The organism is Sphingobium sp. C100, assembly GCF_000508185.1.
GTDB lineage: Bacteria > Pseudomonadota > Alphaproteobacteria > Sphingomonadales > Sphingomonadaceae > Sphingobium.
Window position 1 is genome coordinate 22,883 of the sequence record NZ_AYOY01000163.1, and the last position, 10,494, is coordinate 33,376.

General features: G+C 62.1%; 10 protein-coding genes. 6 read left to right on the forward strand and 4 right to left on the reverse strand.

Features of this window, described 5'->3' with window-relative positions; genetic code table 11:
• Positions 1-146 precede the first annotated feature (146 nt).
• The 4 genes from C100_RS39985 to C100_RS40000 all read left to right on the forward strand — a co-directional run bounded on the left by C100_RS39985 (position 147) and on the right by C100_RS40000 (position 3,590).
• The gene (locus C100_RS39985; protein ID WP_024020746.1) at positions 147-1,031 is read left to right on the forward strand and encodes an NAD(P)H-binding protein; all 885 of its coding nucleotides are present in this window, start codon (positions 147-149) and stop codon (positions 1,029-1,031) included.
• A gap of 39 nt (positions 1,032-1,070) precedes the next feature.
• The gene (locus C100_RS39990) at positions 1,071-1,826 is read left to right on the forward strand and encodes an SDR family oxidoreductase (RefSeq protein WP_024020747.1); all 756 of its coding nucleotides are present in this window, start codon (positions 1,071-1,073) and stop codon (positions 1,824-1,826) included.
• 97 nt (positions 1,827-1,923) lie between these two features.
• The gene (locus C100_RS39995; protein ID WP_024020748.1) at positions 1,924-2,448 is read left to right on the forward strand and encodes a DUF1097 domain-containing protein; all 525 of its coding nucleotides are present in this window, start codon (positions 1,924-1,926) and stop codon (positions 2,446-2,448) included.
• 116 nt (positions 2,449-2,564) lie between these two features.
• Positions 2,565-3,590, forward strand: a complete 1,026-nt coding sequence (locus C100_RS40000; RefSeq protein ID WP_024020749.1) for an AraC family transcriptional regulator — start codon at positions 2,565-2,567, stop codon at positions 3,588-3,590.
• Between the two features lie 203 nt (positions 3,591-3,793).
• On the opposite strand, the gene C100_RS0124980 is transcribed toward C100_RS40000, so the two are convergent.
• Positions 3,794-4,264 carry a nuclear transport factor 2 family protein gene (locus C100_RS0124980; protein ID WP_031309862.1) on the reverse strand — a complete coding sequence of 157 codons (471 nt, stop codon included), beginning with the start codon at positions 4,262-4,264 and terminating at the stop codon, positions 3,794-3,796.
• 72 nt (positions 4,265-4,336) lie between these two features.
• On the opposite strand from C100_RS0124980, the gene C100_RS40005 reads away from it, so the two are divergent.
• Together C100_RS40005 and C100_RS47955 are read left to right on the forward strand one after the other, a co-directional pair.
• Complete coding sequence (locus C100_RS40005; protein WP_024020750.1) at positions 4,337-5,017, forward strand: TetR/AcrR family transcriptional regulator; 681 nt, start codon at positions 4,337-4,339, stop codon at positions 5,015-5,017.
• A 698-nt stretch (positions 5,018-5,715) separates the two neighbouring features.
• The gene (locus C100_RS47955) at positions 5,716-6,000 is read left to right on the forward strand and encodes a helix-turn-helix transcriptional regulator (RefSeq protein ID WP_084625436.1); all 285 of its coding nucleotides are present in this window, start codon (positions 5,716-5,718) and stop codon (positions 5,998-6,000) included.
• On the opposite strand, the gene C100_RS40010 is transcribed toward C100_RS47955, so the two are convergent.
• The 3 genes from C100_RS40010 to C100_RS40020 form a co-directional block, all read right to left on the reverse strand.
• A complete protein-coding gene (locus tag C100_RS40010) occupies positions 5,966-7,222 on the reverse strand; it encodes a tyrosine-type recombinase/integrase (protein WP_024020751.1) in 1,257 nt (418 codons plus the stop codon). The genes C100_RS47955 and C100_RS40010 overlap by 35 nt on opposite strands.
• Positions 7,223-7,515: 293 nt before the next feature.
• Positions 7,516-9,075 (reverse strand): glutamine-hydrolyzing GMP synthase, encoded by a 1,560-nt coding sequence (gene guaA, locus C100_RS40015; RefSeq protein ID WP_024020752.1) that lies wholly within the window; start codon positions 9,073-9,075, stop codon positions 7,516-7,518.
• Between the two features lie 84 nt (positions 9,076-9,159).
• Positions 9,160-10,392: a TCR/Tet family MFS transporter gene (locus C100_RS40020; protein ID WP_024020753.1), complete on the reverse strand. Its 1,233-nt coding sequence runs from the start codon at positions 10,390-10,392 to the stop codon at positions 9,160-9,162.
• Positions 10,393-10,494 lie beyond the last annotated feature (102 nt).

The following is a 10,494-nucleotide window of genomic DNA, read 5'->3' on the forward strand; positions in this document are numbered from 1 at the left end:
ATCGCAAAGATCTCCCGGACCACCGAGCATAGATCGTCCGGACTCAATGAAATAGGCTCCTTTCGAATGTGAACGGCGGCGTCAGCGCATCCTCCGGATCCTGTCCGGGAGAACGCTACCCGCCACCTTAAAAATCGGAGTCGAACATGATCGTTGTCACCGCGCCGACGGGCGATATTGGCCATCAGGTCGTCCAGGATCTACTTCACGCTGGCGTGCCGTTCCGAGTTGTGGCACGCGATCCGTCGCGCCTCACTGACGAGGTGCGAGCTGGAGCCGAGATCGTCACAGGCTCCCACGGCGACGCGGGGGTCGTGCGTGAAGCATTCGACGGCGCCTCTGCGGTATTCTGGCTTCTGCCTCCCGACCCTCAAGCCGCATCCGTCGCGGCGGCCTATGTCGATTTCACGCGTCCCGCCGCAGGGGCTCTGAAAGAGCAAGGCGTCAAGCGGGTAGTCGCGATCACGGCGCTCGGGCGCGGTTCGCCGCTCGCCAACAAGGCGGGACACGTCACAGGCTCACTCGCGATGGACGATCTGATCGCGAGTACCGGCGTCGCTTTTCGCGGTCTTGCCAACCCGTCCTTCATGGACAACATCGCGCGGCAGGCGATCACGATCCGGGATCAGGGCAAGTTCTTTTCGCCCATCTCGGGCGATCTCAGGCTGCCAAGTGTCGCCACACGCGATATTGCAGCCGTTGCGGCCCGATGGCTGCTCGACGACAGCTGGACGGGCCAGAGTGACGTGCCGGTTCTTGGGCCCGAGGACATCTCCTTCAACGAGATGGCCGAGATCATCTCCGATGTGCTCGGCATGACCGTCACCTATCAGCCGATCAGCTTCGACGCCTACAAGGCCCGCTTCCTGCAGTTCGGCATGTCCGACGCCATGGCGCAGGGCATGACAGACATGGCCTGCGCAAAGGATCAGGGCCTCGACCTTACCGTGCCACGGACGCCGGAACATTCAACGCCGACGAGCTTCCGCCAGTGGTGCGAGGACTCGCTCAAGTCCGCCGTTCTCGGCTGAATCGGCTTCCCGATAAGCCCAACCCAGGAGCATCACGACATGAATTTGACGGGTCGAACCATTCTCATCACCGGCGGTACGAGCGGCATCGGCCAAGCCCTCGCCGAAGCATTCCATCAGCGCGGCAACCAGGTCATCATCGCCGGGCGTCGTCAGGCCCTTCTGGACGAGATCATCGCGGCGCATCCCGGGATGCACGGCCACCAGATCGACATGCGGGATCCCGCGGCGATCACTCGCCTGGCCGAAGACATCGAAGCCCTGTTCCCCGATCTCGACATGCTGGTGAACAATGCCGGTATCTCACAGCTCGAGGCTTGGGACGAGGATGCGATCGATATCAACACATCGCTCGCCACCATCGAGACGAACATCCTCGGCGTCCTACGGCTGACCGCAGCTCTGCTACCGACGCTCTCGCGGCAGCCATCTGCGACGATCATCACCACGACATCAGGCCTCGCCTTCGTACCGCGCTCCAATTACGCGACCTATTGCGCAAGCAAGGCCTTCCTCCACTCGTGGCTGCAATCCCTGCGTCACCAGCTCCGGCGCAAATCCATCGAGGTCATCGAGCTTACGCCGCCCTACGTGCAAACCCAGCTCGCGGGGCCTCAACAAGCGAACGATCCGGCCGCCATGCCGCTCGCCGACTACATCGCCGAGGTAATCGCGCTCCTCGATGAGCCTGCCCCGGCCGATGGCGAGATCCTGGTCGAGCGGGTGAAGGCTCTTCGCACCGCGGAGCGACGCGGCGTCTACCGGGAGGTCTTCGCCAGTCTGAACCCGGCATAGGTCGTCGGAGCTGCGGAATCGTGGGCCGGCGAGAGCTTGGTTCGGCCTGGCACAATCCTCGAACCGATATCTGTAACGCACGAAAGGAAGCTTCCTCATGAGCAGCACACAGGTACAGGAAACGCGGCAAGCGCTGCCGCAGGCCAATCACAGTCAGCCACGCGGGAAATTCATCCTCTGGACGCTGATCGCTTCCGTCGTCGCGGCCTTTGCTGCCTGGCTCAGCGCGGCGCTCGAGCTTGAGGTCTGGGTAATGTTCGCAGGCTTCATTGCCTGGTTCACCCGCCCCACAGCGCTGAGGAACAGCGTGGCGGCAATGCTGTGCCTCTGGCTCGGGATCGTGATCGGCGCGCTGTCGCACATTGCAACCGGCGCACTCATCCCTTCGCTCGACCATATGGCGTTGCCCGTCGTCGTGTTCCTTGTCGCCATCCTCATTGTCGGCCTGCGCACCCACGGAATTCTCGGCAACATGTTGGCGTGGTTTCTCGGCATGGTGACCTTTTTCGCAGCCGAGTTCGACCTCGCCGCTGCTTCCTTTATGCATCTCGCCTTTGCGACCGGGATCGGTGGGTTGGCTGGATACTGCTGCCAGACCCTCAACAGACGGTTCGCGGAGTAACGCCTCCAGCGAGGGCCATCGGCAGGGCGAGCGCCCCACCCGCGGCGGTTGACCATTGCGATTCAGACGACCCATGCTGTATCGTTATCAATATCTTCGTAATCGTCCGGAGCCAGATGGACCCTCTCTCGCAACTTCTCTCGCTGCTCAAACCACAGAGCTATATCTCGTCTGGCTTTCATGCCGGCGGTCAATGGTCGGTGCAGTTCGGCGACCAGAGCCATCTCATCAAGTGCTACGCGGTCGTGTCGGGCTCGTGCTGGCTCCAAATTGATGGTGTCCCCGACCCGCTGGCCCTCGAGGAGGGCGACAGTTTCGTGCTGCCGAGCGGGCAGCCCTTTCGTCTCGCCAGCGACCTTGATCTACCACCCGTCGCGGCATCCGAAATCTTCCCGGCTGCGCGACGCGGCGGCGAGGTTTTCATCAACGGCGGCGGCGACCTCTTCATGGTCGGAAGCCGGTTTGGCGTGAGCGGAGGTCATGCCGGAATGCTGCTGGCGATGCTGCCGCACGTCGTACATCTGCGCAAAGCCTCAGACCAGGCGGCGCTTCGCTGGTCGGTCGAGCGGATGATGGAGGAATTGCGTGAGGGCGAGCCGGGCGGCTATCTGATCGCGCAGCATCTCGCCCACATGATGTTGGTTCATGCGCTGCGCGCTCATCTGGCTGTCGGACCTGGCGTTGGAGTCGGGTGGTTCTTCGCCCTGGCGGACAAGCAACTTGCCAAGGCGATCGCCGCGATCCACACCGATCCTGCTCGCCGCTGGACGCTGCAGGAGCTTGGCGAGGTGGCAGGCATGTCTCGATCGACCTTCGCGCTGCGCTTCAAGGAAACGGCGGGCGAAACACCGATGGATTATCTCAGCCGTTGGCGCATGATGCTCGCTTGCGACCGGCTGGAGACGTCCGACGATCCGGTCTCCATTATCGCGCCTGCAATCGGGTATGAGTCCGAAAGCGCATTCAGCACAGCATTCAAGCGGGTCATGGGTTGCTCACCCCGACAGTATGGCCGCATGCCTAGACTTGGTGCAGCGCGAAGTGACGCCCAGGCTGCAAGGCAGCGGCTGGCGAACTTGGATTTGGCCGATGTCCAAACGGCGCCTACTCATCTGTCTCGCCTTGCGGCGCGAGGCGGATAAAGCGATGCGCCACCACTGAGCCGCTCCCTTGCCCCGACTAAGACCAGAACCCCCGATGAATTGCGCGATAATGCCATGTGCTGGCCGAACCAATCGAGCATCAGCGCCGTCGACGCTGAAATTTGAGAAGCCGCCGATCCACGCAGACGTGTACAGCCGGGCGGGCCTCTAGGCTGCTGTTCCTCGAACGACCGCCCGGTGACCTAACCAGGCGCCTGGACCCGTTCCACAGCCTTCATCTCGGTCGTCGTGGGTTCAATCCCAAGCGACACATACAGAGTTGCATTTGCGTACTCCTTTATGCGGGTTATAAGCCCATCCTCCACATCGAAGCGGGTGATGTAAACGTTGCTGTATGGGATACCTGAGTGGGTGACCGTCGCGCTTCCACGCGCTTCCAAGAACGCCCGCTTGCGATCACCCGATTCGCTCCAGTCGGGATCCGGCCATCGTAGTCCGGTGAACTTGCGGAACAACCCATTGGTATAATCGAGGACTTCTTCCTTGCCAGAAAAAATGCCCATGGGATCCCCGGTCGCGTCGGCCGCGATCGGAAAAATCTGCTCAACGTTGTCAGCGAGGCACCGTGCAATACCTTCCCGATCCTCGGTTTCGATGAAACGGACATAATCTTGCGCTACTGCAAGCGCCCCGCGAAATTCTGTATTGGCCATGTGCGTCCTTCCTTGAAATTCGTTAACCCGCCTCCAAATATATGAGCAAATGCTCAGAATTTTTACTCGCATATGACGGCGCGACCGTCGGGCAAGCTAAAGCCTCGCAAACGACCGGTCCAAGCACGGTCGCTGGCGACGATCGAGGCCATCTTCGAGGCTACTATTCAGGTTTTGTTGCATGGCGGCGCCAGGGCATTGACGACGAACCGGATAGCCGAAAGAGCCGGCGTCTCAGTCGGAACGCTGTACCAGTACTTTCCCGCGAAGGAGGCACTGCTCTATGCTCTGGTTAGTCGACACCTGGACAAGGCCGGCCAAGCCGTCGAACAAGCCTGCCAAGCGCACAGTGGTGCATCCCTGTCGGATTGCGCCGACACGTTCGTCGATGCGTACATCGACGCAAAGGCTGGCGATGTCGCAGTGTCACGGGCCTTGTATCATGCCTCGACCGAGCTCGACATGCAGGATCTGGGTGCTGCAATGATCGCCCGCCTGCATCAGGCAGTGCGCGGGTTGCTGGAACATGTGCAAGGCGAGCGTTTCGAACCGCTCGACAGCATCGTGTTCAGCTGGGTCGCAGTCGTGACCGGGGGTACGCGCGTCCTGTTCGAAGAGGATGGGACGGCCGAGCGCCTGCCTGCTTTTCGCGCGCAACTAAAGCTCATCTCGCGCGCCTATCTCGACAGCATCCGCACCATCGAAACCAAGGCAAGCTCAACGCCAACCGGCGAGTGCCAGTCGAATGTCTGAATGAAGTTGCCGAAAAGCCTGCCTCATGGCGTCGCATCGGCCAGGAATGTGATGCCCTTGCTTGGCCATGGCCCGTTTGCCGTCCGCATATCGGGTCCGTTCGTTACCAATGATGTGACGAGCTTCTCGTCAACCCCGCTGTCGCCGAAATCGGCTGCGATGGCGTCTGTCTGGCTAGCAGCGCCGGAACTGAAGAGTGGCCGGCTAACGCCGGTCCTTCTCCATCATCCGGTAGCCGCGACCGAGGCGATCGATGTCGCTCTCCCGTCCGCGCGTCTGGTCCCGCCAAATCGGCGCATTTTTCGACGAAGATCATGCTGGCCAACATCGTGAGGCTCCCGTTTCCGGCGCAATGACGGGGTTGCGGTTGCGAGTTGCGCTGAGGAGCTGCCGCCGATGCACGGCTTAGTTAGGCTCTATCTTATGATAATAATGCGGGTGGTCGGAATCGAACCGACACTCCTTGCGGAACCGGATTTTGAAGGGAGTCGCGTTTACTGAATGCGTCCCCTCGTAGCGAGCCCACACGTTTCGAGCTTGTTTATCAGCGCCTGTTCGCCCCTATGCTGCACCCAGCGGTCAAGAAGAACCCGCCGATGTGTACGCTATAGCCCGAAAATACCGCACGGAATTTCGAAGGGGCTTCCAGTATCAGCATCTATCAGTCTCAATCGCCTTAGCAATACAGGAGGTTGAGCATGGCAAAGATCGAAACTACGCAAATTCGGAGAACAATCCGGCGGCACCAATTGCGCGAAATGGTGCCGATGGCTGACAGCACGATTTATGAAATGGAGCAACGTGGCGAGTTTCCCCGGCGGTTCGCACTCTCGCCACGTTGCATCGTTTGGGACCTGGCCGAGATCGAGGCCTGGCTGATGGCACGGCGGGCTGCCCCGATCCGTCGGGCACAGCACCCTGACGTCACCAAGCGCAAAACCCGACCGGTCAAAGGGCGGGATCAAGCTCCATCAAGGGCATAGCTTGCGGTAGAAGCGTTGGGGCATGCTTCCGACCGTCGATCCAGGCGTCAACGGTATCTGCCCACTCCTGCATCATATGCCGGCGCTGCACCTCATACTCGGCCTTGTTGTAGACGCCGCGAGACGAACGTCCGTCCTCATGCGCCAGGCACTTTTCGATCCAGTCGCTGTTAAAGCCCAGCTCATTTAGCAGCGTCGAGCCCGTCCGCCGCAGATCATGGATCGTGAAAGGCTCCAGCGGCAGCCCCTCCTTCTTGGCCTGTTCGACGACGGCATAGGTGACCCGATTGAAGGTCGCGCGTGACATCGGCGCGTCCGCGTCGTACCGGGACGGCAACAGGTATCGAGAGTTCCCAGAGCAGGTCTTGAGCGCGATCATGATATCCAACGTCTGTCGGCACAGGTAGACGTTGTGCGGCTTCGACCGCTTCATGCGCTCCTTCGGGATGGTCCAGACGGCGTTGTCGAAATCGATCTCGTCCCACACTGCATCCTGCAACTCGCTCTTCCGGACCATGGTGAGGACGAAAAGTTTCATGCCGAGGCGGATCGTCGGCAATGTCGCGACATGCTCGAGCTGTTTGAACATGATGCGAATCTCGGCGGGCGAAAGTGCGCGGTCCTTTGGCGTAAAGGTGGCGATCGAGGCCGGACCGACGTCATCGGCCGGGTTGGCGACCTTCTCGCCGTGCAGAATGGCGAAGCCGTAGATTTGCTTCAGGATATCCCGCACATGGATGGCGGTCGCTGGCGCTCCCCGTTCGACGATTTTGCCGCAGTGAGCGCGCAGATCATCGGGAGTGATCTCTGTCAGGAGACGATTCCGCCAGACGGGCATGAGTTCGCGCTCAAAGATGGAGCGGCGCATCGCGCGGGTGCTGTCAGCCATGGTCGCATTGGTCAGCCATTTCTCGCCGAACTGGCCGAAGCTCTTTGCTTCCTTGATCCGGCGCTTCTCCCGCTGCTTCTCGATGGCGGGGGACCGCCCTTCGGCGATCGCGCGCCGCGCGTCGATGCATAACTCGCGAGCCCTGGCGAGCGATATCCCGTCACGGGCATACCTACCGAGATAGACGGTCTCCCGCCTGCCGTTCAGTCGATAGTCGAGCCTGAACGAAATGGCGCCCGACGGTGCAACGCGCACATACATCCCGTCACGATCAGATACCTTGTACATTTTGGCTTTTGGTTTCAGGCACTTGAGTGCTGCATCGGTCAACATTTCGGGCCTCCTTGCGGAAAAGTACCGTCACGTGGTTTTTGGAGGCCTATGGCGTAAAAAGCGCTTATAATTCAGCGTCTTATATTAAAAAAAGTACCGTCATGAGCCTCATTGCTCCTGACGGTACTTTCGTTTTTCCGGTTGATCAATGGGGGCAAGGCCCGTCAGCGAGGCTGCCAAACGCCATCTATGCCCACCGATAGATGTCGAAAGGCACAGAAGGAATTTATTTTTGTTTCAGTTGGTTAGACCGTACTTCAGCGTAAATTCGGCGGCGTTCGGAGGGGTCTGAATCATTCCCACTCGATCGTGCCGGGCGGCTTTGACGTATAGTCGTACACCACGCGGTTGATGCCCTTCACCTCGTTGATGATGCGGGTCGCGACGCGGCTGAGGAAGGCGGCGTCGAAGGGGTAGATGTCGGCGGTCATGCCGTCGGTCGAGGTGACGGCGCGCACGGCGCAGACGCTGTCATAGGTGCGGTGGTCGCCCATCACGCCCACGGTGCGGACCGGGAGCAGCACGGCAAAGGCCTGCCAGATCGCGTCGTAAAGGCCGGCGGCGCGGATTTCCTCCAGATAGATGGCGTCGGCCTTGCGCAAAATGTCGCAGCGTTCCTTGGTCACTTCGCCGGGAATGCGGATGGCGAGGCCGGGGCCGGGGAAGGGATGGCGGCCGACGAAGATTTCCGGCAGGCCCAGTTCCCGACCGAGCACGCGGACCTCGTCCTTGAACAGTTCGCGCAGCGGTTCGACCAGCTTCATGTTCATGCGTTCGGGCAGGCCGCCGACATTATGGTGCGACTTGATCGTCACCGAAGGGCCGCCGGTGAAGCTGACGCTTTCGATCACGTCGGGATAGAGCGTGCCCTGCGCCAGGAAATCGGCGCCGCCGATCTTCGCGGCTTCTTCCTCGAACACGGCGATGAATTCGCCACCGATGAACTTGCGCTTCTTTTCCGGGTCGGTGAGGCCGGCAAGGCCGCCCAGGAAACGCTCTTCGGCATTCACATGCACCAGCTTGATGCCATAATGTTCGCGGAACAGGCTGACGACCTGTTCGGCTTCGCCCAGCCGCATCAGGCCATGGTCAACGAACACGCAGGTGAGTTGGTCGCCAATCGCTTCATGGATCAGCACGGCGGCCACGGCGGAGTCGACGCCGCCCGACAGGCCGCAGATGACGCGGCCCGAGCCGACCTGTTCGCGGATCTCGGCGATCTTGGTGGCGCGGAATTCGGCCATGGTCCAGTCGCCGGCGAGGCCACAGACATGGCGCACGAAATTGGCGAGCAGCTTCGCGCCATCGGGGGTGTGGACGACTTCGGGATGGAATTGCGTGGCGTAGAAGCGCTTTTCCTCGTTCGCGGTGACGGCATAGGGCGCGCCGTCGCTGACCGCGACCACTTCGAAGCCCGGCGCCAGTTGCGTCACCTTGTCGCCATGGCTCATCCACACCTGATGTTTTTCGCCCGGCGTCCACAGGCCGTCGAACAGGGCGCAGTCCTGCTTCACCTCGATGAAGGCGCGGCCGAATTCGCCGCTTTCGCCGCCTTCGACATGGCCGCCAAGCTGTTGCATCATCGTCTGCTGGCCATAGCAGATGCCCAGGACCGGAATGCCCGCGTCGAAAAAGGGCTGCGGCGCGCGGGGGCTGTCTTCCCACATCACCGACGAAGGACCGCCGGAAAGGATGATGCCCCTGGGCTTGAGGCGTTCGAACGCTTCGGCGGCATTGTTGAAGGGGGCGATCTCGGAATAGACGCCGGCTTCGCGGACGCGCCGGGCGATGAGCTGGGTCACCTGGCTGCCGAAATCCACGATGAGGATATTATCCTGAAGGGGCAGCGTCATCGAATCGCCTTTATATCGAACGGTGGAAGGGATTCGCGCCCGGTTAGTCGTCCCTTGCCCTGATGTCCAGTTGGCGGCGGCGGTTTAGTGCGCATCCTCCGCCTCCAGCCCGCGTCCGGCCGCCCATCCCAGCAGGGCCGCGCCGCCCAGCACCAGCGCCGCGAGGATGAAGGCGCTGCCGATGAAGGGCAGGGCGGGGCGGGAGCCGACCGACAAGGAATATATGGTCCCGAAGAAGAGCGGCGAGACGATGCCGGCGATCGACCCGACGCTGTTGTTCGCGCCCTGAAGCTGGCCCTGTTCACTTTCCGACACGCGCCGGGTCATGAGCGACTGGATCGTCGGCATGGCAAGACCCCAGAGCGCATTGGGCAGCATGGCGGCGACGAACAGCCAGCCGGTGGGCGCCAGGCCCATGGCGAGGATGCCGACGGCGCCGAAGGCAAGGCCGGTCACCATGGTCGCGCGATCGCCCAGCCGCTGCACCACCGGGCCGACCAGCAATCCCTGCACCCCCATGTCCATGAGGCCGACCAGCGCCAGCAGCGTGCCGACCTGCCACGCGCCCCAGCCATAACGGTCGCCCGCATAGAGGACGAACACCGCCGAGAAGAGATGATGGGCGAAATAGAGGAGGAAGTTCACCCCGGCCAGGCTGGACAATTCGGGGTGGGAACGGAGCAGGCGGAGCGCGCCGAAGGGGTTGGCGCGCCGCCAGCTAAAGGCCATGCGCTTTTCCGGCGGGAGCGATTCGGGCAGGACGAACAGGCCGTAGACGAAGGCGAGCGCGGACAGCGCGGCGGCGGCCCAGAAGGGCGCGCGCAGCGATACTTCCCCCAGCACGCCGCCGATCAGCGGCCCGGCGACGAAGCCGCCGCTGAAGGCCGCGCCGATCAGGCCATAGCCGCGCGCCCGCTGTTCGGGAGGGGTGATGTCGGCCATATAGGCGAAGGCGGAGGTGAAGCTGGACGAGGTGACGCCGGCGAGCAGGCGGCCGAGCGCCAGCCACCAGAGATCGGGGGCGAGCGCCATCAGCAGGAAATCGAGCGCAAGGCCCGCGACCGAGATCAGGATCACCGGGCGGCGCCCGAACCGGTCGGACAGGGAACCGATCACCGGCGAGCAGAGAAATTGCATCGCCGCCCAGAGCGCGACGAACAGCCCGTTCCACATGCCCGCCGCGGCGTTGGAGCCGGCCAGCGTCTCGATCAGCTGCGGCAGCACCGGGATGACGATGCCCATGGACATGACATCGAGCAGCGCCGTCACCAGGATGAAGATGATCGCGGCAGTGCGACGGGGCGGGGCGGTGATCATGGCGGTGGGGCTATAGCGGGACGAGGCGGCTGCCAAGGGGCGCCGGCGAGGAGATTCGTTGGCAAGGAGAGTGACTGGCAAGGGTGTGCGCCGTGCAAAGGC

Excerpts from the sequence above, each read along its gene's own strand:
- C100_RS39985 (WP_024020746.1), top strand. The coding sequence starts at position 147 with ATGATCGTTGTCACCGCGCCGACGGGCGATATTGGCCATCAGGTCGTC.
- C100_RS39990 (WP_024020747.1), top strand. The coding sequence starts at position 1,071 with ATGAATTTGACGGGTCGAACCATTCTCATCACCGGCGGTACGAGCGGC.
- C100_RS39995 (WP_024020748.1), top strand. The coding sequence starts at position 1,924 with ATGAGCAGCACACAGGTACAGGAAACGCGGCAAGCGCTGCCGCAGGCC.
- C100_RS40000 (WP_024020749.1), top strand. The coding sequence starts at position 2,565 with ATGGACCCTCTCTCGCAACTTCTCTCGCTGCTCAAACCACAGAGCTAT.
- C100_RS0124980 (WP_031309862.1), bottom strand. The coding sequence starts at position 4,264 with ATGGCCAATACAGAATTTCGCGGGGCGCTTGCAGTAGCGCAAGATTAT.
- C100_RS40005 (WP_024020750.1), top strand. The coding sequence starts at position 4,337 with ATGACGGCGCGACCGTCGGGCAAGCTAAAGCCTCGCAAACGACCGGTC.
- C100_RS47955 (WP_084625436.1), top strand. The coding sequence starts at position 5,716 with ATGGCAAAGATCGAAACTACGCAAATTCGGAGAACAATCCGGCGGCAC.
- C100_RS40010 (WP_024020751.1), bottom strand. The coding sequence starts at position 7,222 with ATGTTGACCGATGCAGCACTCAAGTGCCTGAAACCAAAAGCCAAAATG.
- guaA (WP_024020752.1), bottom strand. The coding sequence starts at position 9,075 with ATGACGCTGCCCCTTCAGGATAATATCCTCATCGTGGATTTCGGCAGC.
- C100_RS40020 (WP_024020753.1), bottom strand. The coding sequence starts at position 10,392 with ATGATCACCGCCCCGCCCCGTCGCACTGCCGCGATCATCTTCATCCTG.